Genomic DNA, 20949 nt, shown 5'->3' on the forward strand with positions numbered 1-20949 from the left:
CTGCGTGCGAGTTCGGTCACTTGCGGATCGGGTCCGGTCACCTGCGGCCGGCCGGGACGCGAGCCGGGCGTTCACCCACAGGGATGGCCCGCCGGACGGGTTGCTTGTGTGGCGCCGGGGCGGGCCGCACGCTGGCGGGCAACCGGTCACCCCTGCTCATTGGAGCCCCTCATGCGCCCCCACCTCCGCCGTTGCCTCGTCCTCGCCGCCCTGGGCGGTGTCGGCGTGCTGGCGTCCGGTGCCGCCCAGGCGGCGCCGCGGACCACCGAAGTGCTGCGGCCGGCCGACGGCGGGGCGGCGCCCGGGCACCGGCTGTCCGGCGGGCAGTTCGACCCGGTCGCCGGACACGGCGGCGGGGTCGTCGCGGGCGGCGGGGAGCTGCTGGTCAGCCGGGCCGGCGGGGCCTGAGCCCAGGCGGTACGGCCCACCCGGACCGGCCGCGCCGCCGCTCCCGGCCCTCAGGTCCGTGGCTCGACCGTCGGCGGCAGCGCCTGGAGGACCAGCACCGACAGGTCGTCCTCCACCGGGCCGGTGCCGAAGTCGTGCGCGGCCCGCCGTACGTGCTCGGCCAGCGCCTTGACGCCCAGCCCGAGGCCGTCCCTGAGCACCTCGATCAGACCGTCGTTGTCGTCCAACTGCCAGTTGCCGCACCGCCGTTCGGTGACCCCGTCGGTGACGCAGAGCAGGGTCTCGCCGGGCCGCAGGTCGAAGGAGCTGGCCTGGTACTCGGTGCCCTCGTCGATGCCGAGCAGCATCTGCGGTTCGGAGGCCGGCTCGACGGTGCCGTCGACGAACATGTGCAGCGGCGGTGGATGCCCGGCGCTGGCGACCGTACAGCGGGCGCCGGGCACGCCGGCGTCGACCTCCAGCTCGCCGTACAGCAGGCTCAGGAAGCGGGCGCCGGCCTGCTCGCCGCCCAGCTCCATGGCCTCGGCGGTCTCCTCGGCCATGGCGAGGTTCAGCCGGCCGAGGACGGACTCCACGCCGTGCCCCTCGCGGGCCAGCAGCCGGACCAGGTGCCGGGCCAGTCCGGTGACGGACATCGCCTCGGGGTCCTTGCCCTGGACGTCGCCGAGCAGGAAGCACCAGCGGCGGCCGCCCATGGGGAAGACGTCGTAGAAGTCGCCGCCGACGGTCTGCCCCTCGCCGTGCGGCTCGTAGACGATCGCGGTGTCCACGCCCTCGATGCTGGCCAGTGAGGCGGGCAGCTGACGGCGCTGGAGGGCCAGGCTGATGGTGGTCTGCCGGGTGTACTGACGGGCGGTGTGGACGGCCTGGGCGACCCTCCGCGCGACGTCCTCGACCATCCGCACCACGGTGTCGGTCATCCGCAGGTGTCCGGCCCGGCCGAGCAGCAGGACGCCCTGGTCGGTGTCGCGGGCGGTGAGCGGGAAGGCGAGCGCCGAGCCGCCCGCCGGGGACGCGCCGGCGTGTTCCGGCCAGGGCCAGGGGGTGCCGCCGGTGCGGAACATCTCACGGGGCGGGTCGCGCTCCAGGTCGGCGCGGAGCGGGGGGATGCGCCGCTCGTCGACGTGCCAGACCCGGGACAGCTGCCGTCCGCCGCCCTCGGTGCTCAGCCAGATGGCACACCAGTCGGCGAGCCGGGGGACCAGCAGCTGGGCGGCGAGCGCGGTGACCATGTCCTGGTCGAGCTGGCCGGCCAGCAGCTCGCTGGTCTCGGCGAGGAAGGACGGGCCGCCGCGGTCGGCCCATTCGGCTGCGTGCGCCGCGGGGGGCAGCCCGGCCTCCGGGTGGCCGGGGCGGGCCGGGGGCTCGGCGCGGTGCTCCTCGGCCGGAGGCCGGGGCCGGGGCTGGGACGGGCTGACCGGTTCGCCCTCGGTGGCCTCCAGCCGGAACCAGACCGTCTTGACCGCCCTGCGGTAGGTGACGCCCCATGCCTCGGACAGCGCGCTGACCAGCTGGAGGCCGTATCCGGGCTCTCCCGTGCGGGCGTCCACCCCGCCGCGCACGCCCCGGGCCGGGTGGCGGTCGGAGACCTCCAGGACCACGCCCACCGTCGCCCGGCCGCTCCCGGTTCCGGGGTCGGGCGGCGGGCCGTGTTCCAGGCGGCAGGTGACGTCGATGTCGGTGCCGGCGTACATCACGGCGTTGGTGACCAGCTCGCTGGTGAGCAGTACCGCGGTGTAGATGAGTTCGGAGCTGATCGCCGGGGCTCCCGGTCCGGCGGTGGCGGGCGGTGCGGCGGCCCGTTCGGTGAGCAGCGCGCGGACGAATTTGCGCGCACCGGAAGCCGCGAGCTGGTTGGCCGGCAGACCCTTCCGGGACACGGTTTCCGTCGCGTACGGGCTGGACAGCGCTGCCACTACGGGCCCCTGATATACCGGGAGAATGTGATTACAAGCGCTTTATACTATGTCATACCCGCCCCAAATGGATCTCTCCGCGGGAATGTGTCTCTCCACAACAATCATTGGGGGGAGGGTGCGTCATGGCTCCTGACCCGCCCCAGCCGGACGGCAACGGCCAGTGGGTGCGCACGAGCGAATTGCGGCCGCTGCTCGCGGCGATGAATGCGCTGCGCGACGGGGATTTCACCAGCCGGGTGGAGATCCCGGACGGCCCCGCCGGGGACGGCGTCCTGGCGGACCTGGTCGGCGCCCTCAACCAGATCGTGGCCCGTAACGCCCATCTGTCCTCCGAACTCCAACGGGTGCGCGGAGAAATCATCCGGCAGGGCCGGCTGGACGAGCGGATCTCCGCCAGCCCCGGCCAGGGCGCCTGGACGACCAGCATCGAGGCGGCCAACACCGTGCTGGACGCGCTGGTGGTCCCGCTGGCCAAGGCCACCCGGGTGCTGGACGCGGTGGCCGACGGCGATCTGACCCAGCACGTCGAGCTGCACGACGGCAGCCGGGAGCTACGCGGCGATCTGCGCCGTCTGGGCAGCGGGGTCAACCGCATGGTCGATCAGCTCTCCCTGTTCACCGGCGAGGTGACCCGGGTGGCCCGCGAGGTCGGCACCGAGGGCCGGCTCGGCGGCCGCGCCCGGGTCCAGGGGCTGTCCGGCGACTGGCTGCACGTGACCGAGGCGGTCAACACCATGGCGTCGCGGCTGACCGCGCAGGTCCGGGACATCGCGGTGGTCACCACCGCGGTGGCGCGCGGCGACCTGACCCAGCAGGTGACGGTCGAGGCCACCGGCGAGCTGCTGGAGCTGAAGCTGACCGTCAACAAGATGGTGGACCAGCTGCGGGCGTTCGCCGACGAGGTCACCCGCGTCGCCCGCGAGGTCGGCACCGAAGGCCAGCTGGGCGGCCGCGCCCAGGTCAGGGGCGTGTCCGGGGTCTGGAAGGACCTCACCGACAACGTCAACTTCATGGCGTCCAACCTCACCTGGCAGGTCCGCAACATCGCCCAGGTGACCACGGCCGTCGCCAACGGTGACCTGAGCCAGAAGATCACCGTGGACGCGCGCGGCGAGATCCTGGAACTGAAGTCGACCATCAACACCATGGTCGACCAGCTCTCCGCCTTCGCCGACGAGGTCACCCGCGTCGCCCGCGAGGTCGGCACCGAAGGCCAGCTGGGCGGCCGCGCCCAGGTCAGGGGCGTATCCGGGGTCTGGAAGGACCTCACGGAGAGCGTCAACTTCATGGCGGACAACCTCACGTCCCAGGTCCGCAACATCGCCCAGGTCGCCACCGCGGTCGCGGAGGGCGACCTCGGCAAGAAGATCACCGTCGAGGCGAAGGGCGAGATCCTCGAACTGAAGTCGACGATCAACACCATGGTCGACCAGCTCTCCGCCTTCGCCGACGAGGTCACCCGCGTCGCCCGCGAGGTCGGCACCGAGGGCAACCTCGGTGGTCAGGCGCAGGTCAGGGGCGTGTCCGGGGTCTGGAAGGACCTCACCGACAACGTCAACTCGATGGCGCTCAACCTGACCTCCCAGGTCCGCAACATCGCCCAGGTGACCACGGCCGTCGCCAACGGTGACCTGTCCAAGAAGATCGACGTCGACGCCCGCGGCGAGATCCTCGAACTCAAGGACACCGTCAACACCATGGTCAAACAGCTGCGGGCGTTCGCCGACGAGGTGACCCGGGTCGCCCGCGAGGTCGGCACCGAGGGTCGGCTCGGCGGCCGCGCCCAGGTCCACGGCGTGTCCGGCGTCTGGAAGAACCTCACCGACAACGTCAACTTCATGGCGGACAACCTGACCTCCCAGGTCCGCAACATCGCCCAGGTCGCCACCGCCGTCGCCAAGGGCGACCTGTCCAAGAAGATCGACGTCGACGCCCGCGGCGAGATCCTCGAACTCAAGACGACGATCAACACCATGGTCGACACCCTCTCCTCGTTCTCCTCCGAGGTGACCCGGGTCGCCCGTGAGGTCGGCAGCGAGGGACAGCTGGGCGGCCAGGCCCGGGTCGAGGGCGTCTACGGCACCTGGAAGCGGCTGACCACCAGCGTCAACGACCTGGCACTGAACCTGACGACGCAGGTGCGCGCGATCGCCGAGGTGGCCAGCGCGGTCACCCAGGGCGACATGTCCGGCTCGATCACCGTGGACGCCCAGGGCGAGGTCGCCGCGCTGAAGAACAACATCAACCTGATGGTGGCCAACCTCCGCGAGACCACCCGCGCCAAGGACTGGCTGGAGTCCAACCTCGCCCGTATCGCCAGCCTCATGCAGGGCCACCGCGACCTGGTCGAGGTCGCCGACCTGATCCTGCGCGAGCTGACGCCGCTGGTGAACGCCCAGTTCGGCGCGTTCTTCCTGGCCGAGGCGGGCGCCGAGCCGGGCGAGGGCCTGGAGCTGATCGCCGGTTACGGCACCGGCCAGCCCGAGGGCCGGCGCTCCCTGCCGCGGCTGCGTCTGGGCACCCCCGGCTGGGGGCTGATCACCCAGTCCGCCATGGAGAAGAAGCGGATCGTGGTCGACGCCGTACCGCCCGACTACATCACCATCAGCTCCGGCCTGGGCGCCGCCGCCCCGGCCAGCATCGTCATCCTGCCGGTCCTCTTCGAGGACCAGGTGCTCGGCGTCATCGAGCTGGCGTCCTTCAGCCGCTTCAGCGACGTCCACCTCGCCTTCATCGACCAGTTCGTGAACACCATCGGGGTGTCCATCAACACCATCATCGCCAACTCCCGCACCGAATCGCTCCTTTCGGAATCCCAGCGGCTCACCGCCGAACTCCGCCAGCGTTCCGACGAGTTGCAGCTCACCAACGCCGAACTGGAGGAGAAGGCCGCACTCCTCGCCACTTCCTCCCAGTACAAGTCCGAATTCCTGGCGAACATGTCGCACGAGCTGCGCACCCCGCTGAATTCCCTGCTGGTCCTCTCCCGGCTCCTCGCCGACAACCCCGACGGACGGCTCTCCGCGCAGGAAGTGGAATTCGCGGTCACCATCCACCGGGCCGGCTCCGACCTGCTCCAGCTGATCAACGACATCCTCGACCTGTCGAAGATCGAGGCCGGCCGGATGGACGTGCACCCCAAGCCGCTGCCGCTCATCAAACTCCTCGACTACGTCCGCGCGACCTTCCGGCCGCTCACCGTCGACCGCGGCCTGACCTTCGACGTCAAGGTCGCCGACGACGTCCCCGAGGAACTGTTCTCCGACGAACAGCGCCTGCAGCAGATCCTCCGCAACCTCCTCTCCAACGCGGTGAAATTCACCTCCACCGGCGGCGTGGAACTCCTCGTGGCGCGCGTTTCCGGGCGGCATTTCGAGGAGGAATCGCTGCGCACCGCCGACGATGTCGTCGCGTTCTCCGTCAAGGACACCGGTATCGGCATTCCGCCGGAGAAACTCGGCGGGATCTTCGAGGCGTTCCAGCAGTCCGAGGGCACCACCAACCGCAAATACGGCGGCACCGGCCTGGGCCTGTCCATCAGCCGCGACATGGCGGCGCTGCTCGGCGGCCGGATCACCGCCGAGAGCGAACCCGACGTCGGCTCGACCTTCACCCTCTACGTCCCGGCCCGCTACACCGCACCGCTCCCGGCCCTCGGCCCGGCCGCGTCACCCCGGCCCGTCGACGGCACCGAGCCCAGGCCCGACGGCGGGCCCGAGGTCCGCCCCGGCGTGGCGGCGGAGCACCGCCCGGGCGGCGGGACCGCCCGCGGAACCGGGCTCGCCCCCGTCACCCTGGGGGCACCGGCCGCTCCGACCGTGCCGTCCGCCCCGGCAGCGGGCGGCCAGGGCCCGCCGGACGACGCCTTCCCCGGCCGGTCCGAGTCGGCCGCTCCCCGTACGGCCCCCCGCCCCACCGACGGCGGCGACGTGACCTGGCCCGAGACCACCCGCCTCAAGGACTGGCTGAGCGGCCGCCCCGGCCAGATCCTGATGAACCGCCGGATCCTCATCGTCGACGACGACATCCGCAACGTCTTCGCGCTCACCCACGTACTGGGCCGGGTCGGCATCAATGTGAAATACGCCGAGAACGGCCGCGAGGGCCTTGAAGTTCTCGACCGGACACCGGACGTCTCCCTGGTGCTGATGGACATCATGATGCCGGAAATGGATGGTTACGAGATGATCAAGGCGATCCGACAAGCCCCGCGATTCGCGGACCTGCCGGTCATCGCGCTCACCGCGAAGGCCATGCCCGGCGACCGCGAAAAGGCGATCGAAAGCGGCGCCAGCGATTACATCCCGAAACCGGTGGACGTGGACCGTCTCCTTTCGGTGATCTGCCAACTGCTGGACCCGAATGCGGGCCAGGATTCCGGGGGCGCCTGCGATCCGGACGGCGGGGACGGGGACCGGGACGGGGACGGGGACGGGGACAAGGCTGGAAAAGCCGGGCAGACCGGGAAGGGCGGGGAGAGCGGGAAGGCTGGGGAGGCCGGAGAGCCCAAGGCGACCGGGAAGGCCGCGGAGACCACGGTGGCCGGGGCGGCCACGGCGGCCAAGGAAATCGGAGAGGTTGACCGGCAGGACGACACGGCGGGACCGGAGTCGGGGCGGCGGTCATGACGACGACACCGGACACCTCATCGAGCATCCTCATCGTCGACGACATGGAGGAGAACCTCGTCGCACTGGAGGCCGTGCTGGGCTCCCTCACCCAGAAAGTCGTCCGCGCCCGCTCCGGCGAAGAAGCCCTCAAGGCAATGCTCCGCGAGGAATTCGCGGTGGTCCTCATCGACGTCCTGATGCCCGGCATGAACGGTTTCGAGACGGCGGCCAACATCAAGGGCCTGGACCAGACGAAGGACGTGCCCATCATTCTGCTCACCGGCGCCTCGGTCGACCCCAATTACGCCTACCGCGGCTACACGGTCGGCGCCGCGGACTTCCTCATCAAGCCCTTCGACCCCTGGCTCCTGCGCACCAAGGTGAACGTCTTCCTGGACCTCCACCGCAAAAACCGCCAACTGGCCGCCCAGGCAGAACAATTGAAGCGCCTCCTGACGAACGAGAACCGCCCGGGCGCAGCCGAAGCGGAACAGGCGGCGGGCGTGTCCACGTCCACCCCCACGCCCACCCCCACGTCCACCTCCGCCTCCGCCTCCGCCTCCACGGAGACTCGCGGGGCGGAGAGGGCCGAGGAGGGGCATGGGCCCAAGGAGATCCATGCGCCGGAGGAGACCCGGGCGGCTGCTGACGTGCCGGAGAGCGCGGCCGCATCCGCGACGTCCGGGGAATCCAAGGCGCACGGGGAACCCAAGACGCCCAAGGCGCACGGGGAGACCGAGGTAGCCGGCGGCCCCCCTGAAGGCCCCGTACCCCACCCGACGACCCCCAGGTCCTCCGCCCCGGACCCCGTCCCCACTACCGCTCCCGCTACCGCTCCGGGCGATGCGGCCCGTCTGGCGGACATCGCCGGCCAGTTGGCAGACCTGGAGCTCCTCCTGCGCGACGCCTCCTCGGTCGACCGCACCCATCTGGCCGACCGCGTCGCCGAACTGGAAGAGGCGGTCGGCAGACTGCTGGTGAACCGCGAGGCGTAAGCCCCGCCTCCGTCTCCCTCTCCTCCGTCTCCCTCTCCGGGCCGTTCCCTCAGGCGATCATGGCGAGTTCGGGGTCCTGGCGGAGCTTGGCCAGGGCGCGGGAGACGGCGCTCTTGACCGTGCCGACCGAGACCTCCATGACCTCGGCGGTCTGGGCCTCGCTCAGGTCCTCGTAATACCTGAGGACGACCATGGCCCGCTGGCGCGGGGGCAGCCGCATCACCGCGCGCCACATCGCATCGCGCAGGCCCTCCAGCTCGGCCGGGTCGGGGGACGGCAGCGGGTCGGGCTCGGGGAGCTCGTCGACGGCGAACTCCTCCACCCTGCGCTTGCGCCACTGCGAGGTACGGGTGTTGATCAGCGCGCGGCGGACGTAGCCGTCCAGCGCGCGGTGGTCCTCGATCCGCTCCCAGGCCACATACGTCTTGGCCAGGGCGGTCTGGAGGAGGTCCTCGGCGTCGTTCGGGTTGGCGGACAGGGACCGCGCGGCGCGCAGCAGGACCGGCCCCCGGGCCCGTACGTAGGACGAGAAGCTGGGGAACACAGCGGCGGTCGAAGCGCTGGTGCACACAGGCGTGGTCATGGCTCCCACGCTAGGAGCGAGGGGGGTGCGGGCGGATCGGTCCCAGGTGCCGAAGCGGTCTCCCCCTCAAGTTGTACGGAGACGGCGGGCCCCACCTCCTCTGGGGGGAGGGGGCCCGGCGGTCCCCTAGGGGGCGGCCGCTGGACTGTCCGGGGGACCGGCCGGTGGACTGTCTGTGGGGCCCGCCGTGGGACCGGCCGGGGTGGCGGCTTGGTCCCGGCTGAGGACCAGCCCGGAGGTCGGTACGCCGGTCCCCGCCGTGACCAGCACGTGGGTGGCGTCCGGGGCCTGGTTGGGGGAGGTGCCGCGGAGTTGCCGGACGGCCTCGGCGATGCCGTTCATGCCGTGCAGGTACGCCTCGCCGAGCTGGCCGCCGTGGGTGTTCAACGGAAGGACGTCCGCGGCAACGAAGCCGGCCGCCTCGCCGGGCGCGCAGAAGCCGAACTCTTCCAGCTGCATGAGGACGAAGGGGGTGAAGTGGTCGTAGAGGATGGCGACGTCGATGTCGGCGGGGGTCAGTCGTGAGGTGCGCCAGAGCTGGCGGGCCACCACGTTCATCTCCGGCAGGCCGGTCAGGTCGTCGCGGTAGAAGCTGGTCATCTGCTCCTGGGCGCGGCCGGCGCCCTGGGCCGCGGCCGTGATCAGTGCGGGCGGTTGGCGCAGGTCACGGGCCCGCTCGCGGGTCGTGACGACGAGGGCCTGGCCGCCGTCGGTCTCCTGGCAGCAGTCCAGCAGCCGCAGCGGCTCGGCGATCCAGCGGGAGGCCGCGTGATCGGCGAGGGTGATCGGTTTGCCGTAGAAATACGCGGCCGGGTTGCGGGCGGCGTGACGGCGATCCGTGACCGCGACATGACCGAAGGCCTCGGGGGTGAGGCCGTAGGTGTGGAGGTAGCGCTGGGCCGCCATCGCGACCCAAGAGGCGGGGGTGAGCAGACCGAAGGGGAGGTTCCAGCCGAGCGCCGCGCCCTCGGCGGAGGGCTGCCGTTCCTGGACGCCGGAACCGAAGCGGCGGCCCGAGCGTTCGTTGAACGCCCGGTAGCAGACGACGACTTCGGCGATTCCGGTGGCGACGGCGAGGGCCGCCTGCTGGACCGTTGCGCAGGCCGCGCCACCGCCGTAGTGGACGCGCGAGAAGAAGGTCAGCTCCCCGATGCCCGCTGCTTGCGCGAGGGTGATCTCGGGGGTGGTGTCCATGGTGAAGGTGACCAGACCGTCGACGTCGGCCGGGCCCAGCCCGGCGTCGTCGAGTGCGGCGTGTACCGCCTCGACGGCGAGCTTGAGCTCGCTACGGCCGGAATCCTTGGAGAACTCCGTCGCGCCGATCCCAGCGATGGCGGCGCGCCCGGAGAGCGCGTCGGGGCGGTGCAGGCTCATACGGTGCCCTCCGGGGAAAGGCGGGGCGAGGACGCGCAGGACGCCGCGGCCTCACCCGGAGGCAGGCGGAGGGTCGCCGTGCCGGTGACGTGGTGACCGAGCGCGTTGGTGCCGATGATGCGGACCTGGACGGTGGTCCCACCGGGGGTGGGGGTCGGAGCGGGGGCCCGGGCGGGGGCCGGGGCGGCGTCCGTGGCGCGGCCGACCTCGGTGATCGTTGCCGTCAACGTCATGGTGTCTCCCGGGTAGTTGGGAGCACCGAGCCGTATCGCGAGCTTCTGCAGCACGGCGGTGGGACCGAAGTGGTCGGTGAGGTAGCGGCCCACCAGCCCGTTGGTGGTGAGGATGTTCATGAAGATATCGGGGGAGCCCTTCTCCTTGGCGAGCTCGGCGTCATGGTGCACGTCCTGGTAGTCGCGGGAAGCGAGGGCACCGGCAACGATCAGCGTCCGGGTGATCGGAATCTCCAGAGCGGGCAGTACGTCACCGGCCCGGAGGTCGGCACGGAGGTGGGCCCCGAGGTCGGCACGGAGGTCCGGCGTGCGTTGGTCAGGCATGCGCTCTTCAGGCATGCGCTCTTCGGGCATGCGCTCTTCGGGTGTGCACTGCTGAGGTGCGTCGCCCTGTTCAGGTCTGTGCCGTTCAGGCGTCGTCATGCTGCTCCTCCTCGGTCGACGGCTCGATCACCGGATCGATCACCGGCTCGGCCACCGACTCGGCCACCGGCTCGGGCACCGGCTCGGTCAGCAAGTCACCGAGTTCTTCCAGGAGTTCGGCACCGCAGCCGAGGTGGGCGTCGAGCTGGCGGCCCCAGAGGAAGTGCCGGTGGACGGGGTGTTCGAGGTCCGCGCCGATGCCGCCGTGCAGATGCTGGCCGGTGTGCACCACGCGCCTGCCCGCCTCGGAGGCCCACCAGGCGGCGGTCAGCGCTTGCCCGTCGCACGGCAGCCCCTCGTCGTGGCGCCAGGCCGCCTCGTAGGTGGTGACGCGGATGGCCTCGGTATCCATGTACGCGTCGGCCGCGCGGAGCAGGACCGCCTGGTTGGTGGAGAGCGGGCGACCGAACTGTTCGCGGGTGGTGGTGTGGGCCACCGTACGCGCCAGCGCGCCGGCACAGACCCCGGCCTGCAGGGCGGCAAAGGCGATGCGGGCGCACGCCAGTACGTCGTCGTACGGGGCCGGGGGCCGGTCCGCTGATCCGTCCCCTCGCGGGCCGCCCAGCCGCCCTCTGCGCGTGCCGACGAGCCGATCGGCCCGCGTCCCGCCCAGTCGCTCCGCCGGCGTTCCGTCGAGCGTGAGCCGCCCCGCCGCCCAGGGCGCGGTGATCTCCACCGGCTCGACCCGGGCAGCCGCGACACGCACCAGCCAGAGCACCCGCTCCGCGTCCGGGACCAGTACGTGGGTGGCGTCCCGCAACCACGGCACAACGGGGACGACTCCGGTCAACCACCCGGTGCCACCGCCCACGATCGCCTGCCCGGAGGGGGACGCGGTGCCAACTCCCGTAGGCACGGGGGCGACGCCCGTAGTTGCGGGGAGGGCACCCGTAGTCGCGGAGACGACGCCCGTAGTCGCTGGAAGGGCACCCGTAGTCGTCGGGAGGGCGCCCGCAGTGGCGGTGACGGCGCCCCGTGCCGGGAACGCGCCGGTCGCCACCGCGGTGCCGTCCCGTAGCGCCGGCAGCAGCCGTGCCCGCTGTTCGTCCGTGCCGTGCCGGGCGACGGCCAGCACGCCGTACGCGCAGGTCGCCGCGAGCGGTACCTGCGCGGTGGTGCGGCCCTGTTCCTCCAGGACCAGCGCCAGCCCCAGCAGCCCGATCTCCTCGACGGCCGCCGGCAGCCCGGCCGCGCACAACGCCTTCCAGAGCTCGGCGTCCGCGGCGGTACCGGCCGCCGCGAGCCGGTCGTGCGTCGCGAGGTCGCCGAAGATCCGCGCCGCGAGCTGCTGGGCGGCGGACTGCTCCTCGGTGGGCGTGAAGTCCATCAGCCCTCAGCCCTCCCCTTCCCCACGGAAGACCGGCCACCGCACGCCTCGGCCCCACGAAAGACCGGCAGCTCCAACTCCTCGTCCACAGACAGGAATTCCAGCTGCACCGGCATCCCGATCCGCACCTTGTCGCAAGGCACGCCGATCACGTTGCTGACCATCCGCACGCCCTCGGCGAGTTCGATGAGCCCCACCGCGTAAGGCGGGTCGAAGGCCGGGAAGGGCGGGTGGTGCATCACCACGTACGAGTAGACGGTGCCGGTGCCGCTCGCCTCGACCGTGTCCCACTCGGGGGAGCCACACGCCTGGCAACCGGGAAGCCAGGGGAAGCGCAGCGTCCGGCACCCACCGCACCGCTGTATCAGCAGCGTGTGCCGGCTCACGCCTTCCCAGAACCCCGCGTTGTCCCGGTTGATCACCGGCCGCGGCCGCCGTGCCTTCGCTGGTGCTGGTGCCTGCGCTGGTGCCGGTGCTGGTGCCTGCGCCCGCTCCAAGTGGGCCTGCGCCTGCGGTGCCGATGGCGGTGGCGGTGGCGGTTGTGGCCCCTCCCGACGTGCCTGCGCCGGGGCGTACTTGAGGATCCGGAAGCGGTGCGTCCCCGCCAGTTCCCCGTCCGCCAGGATGTCCATCCGCGTCGTGACGAAGTGACCGGCCCCCAGCTTGGTGACCTTGCGCTCCGACACGGACTCGATCACCGCGTGGAAGGTGATCCGGTCGCCCGGCCGCAGCGGCCTCAGATACTCCTGCTCGCAGTCGGTCGCCACCACGGCCGTGCAGCCGGCGCCGTCCAGCAGCGCCGACAGCTCGTCGTACGCCCCCGAGCGGCCCTGATGGCCGGAGAGCCCGCCCATCGTCCACGCCTGGAGCATCGTCGGCGGGGCAATCGCGTCGGGCCCCTCGTACGCCGGGTTGGCGTCCCCCATCGCCTCGCACCAGTGCCGGATCATCGCCGCGTTGACCGGGTCCTTGCCGACGCCGGCGGTGGCCGCGGGCCGCCCCTCGTACGCCTTCAGCCGCTCGAACAGGTCCCCGGTGGCCGTCATCGCCGTCCCCTCCGCATCCCCAGCCGCATCGTCGCGACGATCTCCCGCTGGACCTCGCTCACGCCGCCCCCGAACGTGTTGATCTGCGCCGCACGGTTCATCCGCTCCAGCTCGCCGTCCCCGTAGGCGCCCGGCGAACCGGCCCGCACCAGGGCGGCCTCGCCGACCACCTCCTGGCACATCCGGTAGACCTCGACCGCACTCTCCGTCCCGGCGAACTTGACCCCGCTGGCATCGCCGGGGCTGAGCGTCCCGGCGCCCACCTCACCGACCAGCCGCCAGTTCAGCAGCCGGGTCGCGGCCAGCCGCGCGTGCACCTCGGCGAGCCGGGACCGGACCCACGGTCGGTCCGCCGGCCGCTCCCCGGTCTGCGGGTCGGCCGTCCGGGCGTACTCCAGCGCCGCGCGGTACGCATCCTCGGCCTGCATGCCGATCGCGGCCAACGCCACGCGCTCGTGGTTGAGTTGGTTGGTGATGAGCTGCCAGCCGGCGTTCTCCGCACCGACGAGGTGGCCGGCCGGAACGCGTACGTCGTCGTAGTACGTGGCGGTGGTCCGCAGCCCGCCGACCGTCTCGATCGGCGTCCAGGAGAAGCCCGGCGCACCGGTCGGCACCAGGATGATCGAGATGCCTTTGTGCTTGGGCGCGTCGGGATCGGTGCGGCAGGCCAGCCAGATCCAGTCGGCCTGGTGAGCGTTACTGGTGAAGGTCTTGGCCCCGTTGATCAGCCAGCACCCGTCGGCCTCCCCATCGGCCGCGTCACCGGCCTCCCCACCGGTCCCGACACCGGCCGCGTCACCGGCCTCGCCACCGGTCCCGCTTACGCCTCCACTACCGGACCCGCCGCCCTTTGCGCCTCCCAGGGGCTCCTGCCGCCCCTCCGTATCAGAGGCCGGCTCGCGCACCGCACGAGTACGGAGCGCCGCGAGGTCGGTACCGGCCTCCGGCTCCGTATAGCCGATCGCGAAGACGATCTCGCCCCGGAGGATCCGCGGCAGGAAGAACTCCTTCTGCCGCCGCGTGCCGTATTTCATCAGGGTCGGACCGACGGTGTTGAGGGTGACCATGGAGACCGGAACGCCGGCGCGGTACGCCTCGTCGAAGAAGACGAACTGCTCGTCGGGGCCGCGCCCCTGCCCGCCGTACTCCGTCGGCCAGCCGAGGCCGAGCATGCCGTCGGCGCCGATCCGGCGCAGCACCGCACGCTGGGCGGCAGCACCCTCCGGCACTCCGTTCGGCATCACGTCCCGGAAGTACGCGCGGAGTTCGGCGCGCAGGCGTTCCTGGCGCGCGGTGGGGGCGAGGTGCACGTCGACGGCCTCCCCTTCTGTGTCCCGGATCCCGGCGGGCCCGGACGGCCCGAGGGCCCCGTGGCCCCCTGGCCCCCCGCCCCGGCGGTCCGGCGGTCCGGCCGTCCGGCGGTCCGTGACGGCCCCACACCGGCACGCACAAGTGGGCCCGCACAGGTGGTCCCGCACAAGTGGGCGCGCACAGGTGGGCACACGTAGGTGGGCACACAAGCGAGCGGGTTCCTGACTGTCCGTCAGAAACCCGCTCACTGTCAAGGCCGGCGCGGTGAACCCCGGGCAGCCCATGCCCTCGGTACCGGCCTCGACGTATCACCCCTCGGTCAGCCGCCACTCCCCATACGGCGGCCCCGGGTCAGCCGATGTTGTTCCCGAAGCTGACGGTGGCGTTGCCCTGGTCGATGGTCGTGAAACCGGACCCGTTGACGCTCGCGGTGTTGTTCTGGTTGTCGACGCCGGCACCGTTGGCGACCTGCTGGCCGTTGGTCGCATTGCCGTGATTGTCGCCGCCGATGAGGACGCCCCCCTGGCTCGTCGACGCCGCATTCGACCCGTTGCTCGCAAAGCCGCCGTTGTCAGCCTGCGCCACGCCGGAAAGGAGCGCCACCGCGAAGGGCAGTGCGGCGGCACCGGCGAGGACGCGGGCAGTACGGGTGCTTGCCATGTCAATTCCTCCTACGGAACACAACTTCTGGATCCGACCTGCCGAACCGGGCCCGCGGGGCCCGACCACGTCCGGTCAATTGCGTAACTCCGTTGTTCCATCGGGCAGTTGGTCGGCCACCACGATGCTTGCCGCAACGTCGCGACGTCGCGAGCTCAGGCTTGCCCACGAATCCCCGGCGAATCCGCCACGAAGGCCCGATTCCCCCGCAAGCATGAGGAGCCCCGGGTAAACCCCCGCTGCACCACGTCGCCCCGCCTCCACCCCACGACGAGCACACCGGCACACCAGCACCCCCACCCCCACAGGGATAAGCGCCCCCTACCCGCCCGGCTCAGCCACCCGGCGCACGGGCCCTCCCCCGCGCGCCCCTCTTCCCTTCATCGAACATTCGTACGAAAATAACGGCATGGCACCCCTGCACCTACGCCATACCGAGCCACCGACCGCCGGGCGGTGGCAGGAGTCACCGACCAACGGGCGCCGGCAAGCCTCACCGACCGACGGGCGTGGGCACGCCTCACCGGCCGACGGGCGCCGGCAAGCGCCACCGACCGCCGCCCCGTCACGCCCACCCGCCGACAAGCGGTGGGCGCCCCCACCGCGCCCACCGGCCACCGCACCCACCGCCCCGCCGACCGACCACCCCCGCACCGACCACCCCACGGCCGACGAGCAGCCGGCAGGCGAGCAGACGGCAGGCGAGCCGACAGCTGGCAAACCGACGGCCGTGGAGCAGATGGCTGGCAAACCGACAGCAGGCGAGCCGACGGCCGGCGAACGGACGGCCGGCGACCCGACCGCCGGCCACAGCACCCCCACCGACACCCCGACCGACCCCCCGCCACCCCCCAACAGGAACGGCAGCCCCCCTCCCACCCTCACCCCACCCCCCAACGCTCACCCCTCCGCCCATGCCGCCGCCCTGGCCGAAGCACTGGTGGCCGCCGAGCGCGGCTATCCCGTCCTCCCCCTCACCCGCGCCAAGCTGCCCGCCCTGCGGTCCCCGCACCGTGGGCATCCCGAGGTCCCGCCCTGCCACGGCGGCTGCGGCCGTCTCGGGCACGGTGTCCACGACGCAAGCACCGACCCGTTCACCATCCGCCGCATGTTCGCCGCCGCCCCCTGGGCCACCGGCTACGGCATCGCCTGCGGGCTGCCGCCGCACCACCTCATAGGTCTCGACCTCGACACCAAAAACGGCGCCGACGGCCTCACCGCCCTGCTGCTCCTCACCGAGGCGCACGACTTCCCGGTCCCGCCGACGATCATGGTCCGCACCCCCAGCGGCGGCCGACACGTCTGGTTCACCGGCCCGCCGTCCCCGCCCGTCCCGAACTCGGTCGGCCGCCTCGCCCCCGGTATAGACGTCCGCGGAGCGGGCGGCTATCTGGTCGGCCCCGGCTCACTCACCGCCCACGGCCGCTACGTCCTCGCCCCGAACGCCCCGGCCCGCCCGGCCCTCGTCCCCAGCGCCCTGCTCACGCTGCTCACGGCCCCGCCCATGCCCACCCGGCGCGCCTCCCCGAAGCACGCCGGTGCCGGATACGAGCCCCCGCCCGGCGTCCCGCCCCAGCCCGCCGCGGCGCTCGTGCGCTTCGTGCGCTCCTCCCCGGTCGGCCAGCGCAACGCCCGGCTCTTCTGGGCCGCCTGCCGCGCCTACGAGGACGGCCTCGGCCCGGAACTCGCCGCCCGCCTGACCGAGGCCGCCTGCCACACCGGCCTCCCCGAACACGAGGCCCGCGCCACCATCACCTCAGCATCCCGCCAGCGCTGACAGGCGCCACCCAAGGCTCTCCGCCCCTCCCCCACAACACACCGCCCACCCCGACAACCCACCACCCTCCCCGACCACACACCGCCCTCCCCGAGGTAACACCCCCCGCTAAATCCCGCGCTCCGGCTTCCTGCCCTCGATCAAGGGCCGCTCCTCCGTAGCCCAATCCCACCCCTCCACCGAAACGACCTCCGCCTCGGCAACCAATTCCTCAAACTCCCGCATACAACCCATAACCCCAAACTTCCCCCCACCACCCCCACACCGCCACCCATTTACCCCCAGCCCCCACTGCGTCCCCCACGACCTCCCCCTTGCCGACTGCTCTCCTGAGACGGCCGGACACACGGAGCCTCCGAGGGGACGGCGCAGCAGACAACAGAAAAAGGCCGCTTCCAGCGAAAGCAGCACCCCCCCTTCGCCATCCCCCCGGGGGCAGAGCCGCACGAGCAGCCGCACCCCGGCCCAACCTCCCCACAGCGAACCGCGCGCCTACGAGAGAAAAGAAAGACCACCGCTCTTCCGGTCCACGCCTCGTCCACGTCTCGCCCACACAAGCTGACCCCAACCGGGACGACCGCGCTGCAGACTGCGACACCTGAAACACCGAAGGGGCACCCGATCCGTTCGGGCACCCCTTCTGACCAGCTAAGACGCCGATCTCTGCGGAGGCTGTGGGATTTGAACCCACGGTGACGTTGCCGCCACGACAGTTTTCAAGAGAAGGCTTCCCCGGCCACCCGCAGGCTACTGAGCTGCGGAAATACCCGTGGTGCCCACATACCAGCTCTTGCCGGTCCACCCCTGGTCCATGGGCTGAGGTAGCGGAGGTACGGATCGGATCGACACGGGGTGTCTGCACAGCTGCATCAGAAGAGCATCAGCTCTTGCTCCGACCTTTCGGCCCCCACAGTGCGGGGCGAGGAAGGTACTCGACTCAGTTCCACAATGCTTTCCGACCCGTGGCATAGCAGCAGGTTCAGCGCCCGATCGCGAGGACGCGGGTGTTTGTGATCCACGATCTTGCGCATACCCGGACTTACCGCGACGGAGCGGCGGCAGACTGGGCACCGTGTACGCGGCCAGACGGCCATGAAGCACCTCTTCCTACGCACCGTTCAGTTCCCCGACGGCCGGGGGACAACGCTGTGCGATGGGTCCATGAGAGCGGCCCTAGCGTGCGGTCCCATAACGGACCGACGTAACTCGTAAACCTCCGAATCTCCCTGAGAAAGCTGTTAGGGCCACTGAAGAACGCCGAACTTCGCCGGACGAGCCCCGGGTTCGGCAATGTTCGGCAAACGTCGGCGATCTTCGGGAGCGTAGCCGTAGGCTTAGCTCTCTGGCACAGGGGAGGAGTGGCATGATCGAGTTCTATTCCACTGAGTCTTCCGATGGTGACGCCGCCCGCGTCTACGCACGTGAGCTGGCCACCTTTGCCGCTGCTCTTCGCCAGTCGCACGTTGAGCATGGCGCTCCGACCTACAGCACGATCTCAGCGTCTGCGCGAAGGACGGGCCGTGTGACCTTGTCTCCGTCCGCCATCTCTGAGGTCTTAGCCGGCAAGCGGCTTCCTTCGTTGGACTTCACCCTGGAGTTGATACGTCAGCTAGGTGGTGCCGACCAGAGGACGCGAGAGCAGTGGCGTGAGCACTGGAAGCGGGTAAAGCTCTTGCAACGCCAAGCAGGCCTGGTTCGAAGAAGAGGGACGCAATCCACCCTCTCACCGACCGCTCCAGGGCAAACTCCCAGCGTCGCTGCATCGGACGATCCCCCGTCGCCAGCCGACCTCGCTACGTCACTCGTAGATCAGGCACAGGCGCAGGCGAACGCGATTCTTGCAGCGGCAAAATCCGAAGCTGAAGTCATCGTTACATCCGCCCGGAAGCAGGCGTCTGAAATTCTGCGTTCAGCAAAAGACAATGTTGATCAACCCGCTGCAGGCCTGCGTAACAGAAAGTCGCTCCGGATCGCACTGGTAGGCCCGCCGGCAGGAGGAAAAGGAACCCAAGCCGCGTTTCTCAGCAAGCATCTCAACATCCCCCATGTATCCCTTGGAGATGTGTGGCGCCAAAATATCAGCGACCGCACCAAGCTCGGAATTGAAATGAAGCGAGCATTGGAAGCAGGTGATTTGATCCCTGACGAAGTGATTGTGGAATCAATGATCAACCGCCTAGCTCAGGACGATGTTCGCAAAGGTTTCCTGCTCGACGGTTTCCCCCGCAACTTGCGGCAGGCTGAAATACTGGACGAGGTGCTCGCCCTCGACGCGAAAAAGATTGACCTAGCGCTACATGTCGATATCCCGCAGGAAGAGGCATTCCACCGTTGCAGCGGTCGGCGGGTCTGCAGGGACAACTCAATGCACATCAACCATGTCGTTTACGCAAAACCCAAGAAATACGGAATTTGCGATATCTGTGGCGGGGATCTCGCACTTCGAGAAGATGATTCAAGGATGGTAATCGGAAAGCGCTGGGAAATATGGGATCAAGTCACAAGTACTGTCGTCCAGAAATACAAAGACGAGCAACGCCTAATTGCAATCCACGGCCTGGGAGAGGTCGCAGAAGTGACCGACCGCGCAATGGCCGCAATGCTCGCCTACTTTGCAGAATGAGAGGATTGGGCCGTTCTTCGTGAGGCAGAGATGCCCACGCTCAGCGTTGCGTCAGCGCAAGTGCAGGCCCCATTTGCGAGCCCCCAGGCTTAAGCCGCCGCTGCCGCACTGGCCTATAGGATCCATGCTCACCCGGGGCACGCCAGGCTACGCGAGCAACAGATGCAGCGATCAGCTCTGAGTGTCACAAGAAAACCCTCATTCGGAGAAAAGCCGCCGAGTGAAGGTGGCAATTACGATCGCTTCGATAAACAGACCAACGAATGCCTCTCCAGCCGCCACTGCAGCGAAATCTGTGCCAGGGCTATACATCTCGCCCCCTGGATAGAAGGCTCTTCCATGAAATGCGGCTACACTCAACACCAACGCCTCTCGCCAGCTATAACTCTCATGGCCTCCAGAAAGCCCTTGCCTATAACAGAAAGCGAAGAGAAGGACCGTTGCGGAATACAAAAAGATGCTTCGATAGAGGCGGTATCCCCAGCCAGAAATGGCGCCCAACATAAACGAAAATGCGAAAGTCGGCCACTTCTTTGGATCTGAAAGCGAGTGGAGCAGACTCCAGAATCGCGCCACTTCGGCCCTATAGAGAAAGCGACGAGCATGGTCGAACATTCCCTGATCTCGAAGTACCTCACTCAGCTGCCTATAAGATTGCGATGCTTCTGAATACCAGGTGATGCGACGCGCATTGTGTACTGCCCATGTGTCTCCCTGCCGCTTCCGCGCCTGATGACTGGACTTCTTCTCGTCTGCGACTTTTTTCACCGCGCCCCAGTCAATTCCGGAAAGAGAGACGCCATTCCACTGAACATCGAAAATCCTCGGCGCCACGCCTTGAGGGGATGCGAACCTGGCTTCATTCAGTCTTGTGTCTCGATCAAAGGTCACACCGTGCAGATTCGCAGGAAAGTCTCCATCAAGATTCGCCCGAAACAAGTCGGCGCCTTCCAAGTGGCAATCGCTCAGTTTGGCCTCTCGCATGTCTGCATATGACAGAGCAGCTCCCCTAAGGTCAGCTCCAATAAGGGTACAGCTGCGGAGATTCACTCCTGCAATTCTATAAAGAATGTCACGGCGATCGGAATCGGGCACCTGCTGATCGATCATCCTCCAATCAGGTCCTGATATGCCAGCCCGAATTTGCCCCAAAGGAAGACCGCTGAGATCTTCGCCACTAAGATCCGCTCCGCGGAGATCAATTTCGGCAGCGTTCCTACTCTCGCCCACCAGCCACTCCAGGTCATCGCGTTGCAGATGGATTCCTCTGAAGGGAAAAGCACCACGAAGAACGTCGCTGGAAGAAGCTAGCCTTTGGCGAAAGTTATGCTGTCGAACTGGGGAGATTTCTGGGCGTTTCCTCCACGGCTGCCCGATACTTTCCCAGTAAGACTCCCAGGCAACCTGGTCATCTTGTCGCGGCTTGATAGGGGCAAAAGAAGCATCCTGTTCGGGGTGGGACATTTTCGCCAGGCCACCTGCAAGCCGAGAAAACAACACTCGCAGGGCTCGGGCTGCCCTTCCGTCTTCAGTCACGTCTCTCTCCCGCATGCACACCAAGGCCACGCCCTACCGACGCCCTGAACTTCCTTCAAGCATGAGCGGTGCTACTGCAGGACGCGAGCTGTAGCCAGCCCGGACATGGGGGTGGTGTCATTCT

General features: G+C 69.4%; 13 protein-coding genes and 1 pseudogene. 5 read left to right on the top strand and 9 right to left on the bottom strand.

Translation table 11 applies throughout. From position 1 onward, the window contains the following. Window positions 1-171 precede the first annotated feature (171 nt). The gene (locus ACZ7MX_RS11950; RefSeq protein WP_472131436.1) at window positions 172-408 is read left to right on the top strand and encodes a hypothetical protein; all 237 of its coding nucleotides are present in this window, start codon (window positions 172-174) and stop codon (window positions 406-408) included. Window positions 409-458: 50 nt separating this feature from the next. On the opposite strand, the gene ACZ7MX_RS11955 is transcribed toward ACZ7MX_RS11950, so the two are convergent. Next, on the bottom strand, window positions 459-2324 hold the full coding sequence (locus tag ACZ7MX_RS11955; protein ID WP_472131437.1) for a SpoIIE family protein phosphatase: 1866 nt from the start codon (window positions 2322-2324) through the stop codon (window positions 459-461). Window positions 2325-2449: 125 nt separating this feature from the next. On the opposite strand from ACZ7MX_RS11955, the gene ACZ7MX_RS11960 reads away from it, so the two are divergent. Beyond that, window positions 2450-6955 carry a HAMP domain-containing protein gene (locus ACZ7MX_RS11960; RefSeq protein WP_472131438.1) on the top strand — a complete coding sequence of 1502 codons (4506 nt, stop codon included), beginning with the start codon at window positions 2450-2452 and terminating at the stop codon, window positions 6953-6955. Further along, window positions 6952-7446 (top strand): annotated as a pseudogene (locus ACZ7MX_RS11965) (response regulator); the annotation flags it as partial. The gene ACZ7MX_RS11960 and the pseudogene ACZ7MX_RS11965, both read left to right, overlap by 4 nt. A 535-nt stretch (window positions 7447-7981) precedes the next feature. On the opposite strand, the gene ACZ7MX_RS11970 reads toward ACZ7MX_RS11965, so the two are convergent. From ACZ7MX_RS11970 to ACZ7MX_RS12000, 7 genes are all read right to left on the bottom strand, one after another. Continuing rightward, on the bottom strand, window positions 7982-8515 hold the full coding sequence (locus tag ACZ7MX_RS11970) for a SigE family RNA polymerase sigma factor (protein ID WP_030416267.1): 534 nt from the start codon (window positions 8513-8515) through the stop codon (window positions 7982-7984). A 126-nt stretch (window positions 8516-8641) separates the two neighbouring features. Further along, entirely contained in the window at window positions 8642-9889 is a 1248-nt protein-coding gene (locus tag ACZ7MX_RS11975; RefSeq protein WP_472131439.1) for a lipid-transfer protein, read from the bottom strand. After that, window positions 9886-10446 carry a MaoC family dehydratase gene (locus ACZ7MX_RS11980; protein WP_472131440.1) on the bottom strand — a complete coding sequence of 187 codons (561 nt, stop codon included), beginning with the start codon at window positions 10444-10446 and terminating at the stop codon, window positions 9886-9888. Before ACZ7MX_RS11980 ends, ACZ7MX_RS11975 begins: the two co-directional genes overlap by 4 nt. Before the next feature lie 85 nt (window positions 10447-10531). Beyond that, complete coding sequence (locus ACZ7MX_RS11985) at window positions 10532-11872, bottom strand: acyl-CoA dehydrogenase family protein (protein ID WP_472131441.1); 1341 nt, start codon at window positions 11870-11872, stop codon at window positions 10532-10534. Next, entirely contained in the window at window positions 11872-12918 is a 1047-nt protein-coding gene (locus ACZ7MX_RS11990; RefSeq protein ID WP_472131442.1) for a bifunctional MaoC family dehydratase N-terminal/OB-fold nucleic acid binding domain-containing protein, read from the bottom strand. The genes ACZ7MX_RS11985 and ACZ7MX_RS11990 overlap by 1 nt, the downstream gene beginning before the upstream one ends. Beyond that, the gene (locus ACZ7MX_RS11995; protein ID WP_472131443.1) at window positions 12915-14228 is read right to left on the bottom strand and encodes an acyl-CoA dehydrogenase family protein; all 1314 of its coding nucleotides are present in this window, start codon (window positions 14226-14228) and stop codon (window positions 12915-12917) included. The genes ACZ7MX_RS11990 and ACZ7MX_RS11995 overlap by 4 nt, the downstream gene beginning before the upstream one ends. 352 nt (window positions 14229-14580) lie before the next feature. Beyond that, window positions 14581-14889 (bottom strand): hypothetical protein, encoded by a 309-nt coding sequence (locus ACZ7MX_RS12000; protein WP_472131444.1) that lies wholly within the window; start codon window positions 14887-14889, stop codon window positions 14581-14583. Between the two features lie 739 nt (window positions 14890-15628). Here ACZ7MX_RS12000 and ACZ7MX_RS12005 point away from each other — a divergent pair. After that, window positions 15629-16666 carry a bifunctional DNA primase/polymerase gene (locus ACZ7MX_RS12005; protein WP_472131792.1) on the top strand — a complete coding sequence of 346 codons (1038 nt, stop codon included), beginning with the start codon at window positions 15629-15631 and terminating at the stop codon, window positions 16664-16666. Between the two features lie 1363 nt (window positions 16667-18029). Continuing rightward, window positions 18030-19289 (top strand): adenylate kinase family protein, encoded by a 1260-nt coding sequence (locus tag ACZ7MX_RS12010; protein ID WP_472131445.1) that lies wholly within the window; start codon window positions 18030-18032, stop codon window positions 19287-19289. Between the two features lie 198 nt (window positions 19290-19487). Here ACZ7MX_RS12010 and ACZ7MX_RS12015 read toward each other — a convergent pair whose 3' ends face one another. After that, the gene (locus ACZ7MX_RS12015; RefSeq protein WP_472131446.1) at window positions 19488-20825 is read right to left on the bottom strand and encodes a pentapeptide repeat-containing protein; all 1338 of its coding nucleotides are present in this window, start codon (window positions 20823-20825) and stop codon (window positions 19488-19490) included. Between the last annotated feature and the right edge of the window lie 124 nt (window positions 20826-20949).

Source organism: Streptomyces sp. NPDC107765 (assembly GCF_055657085.1).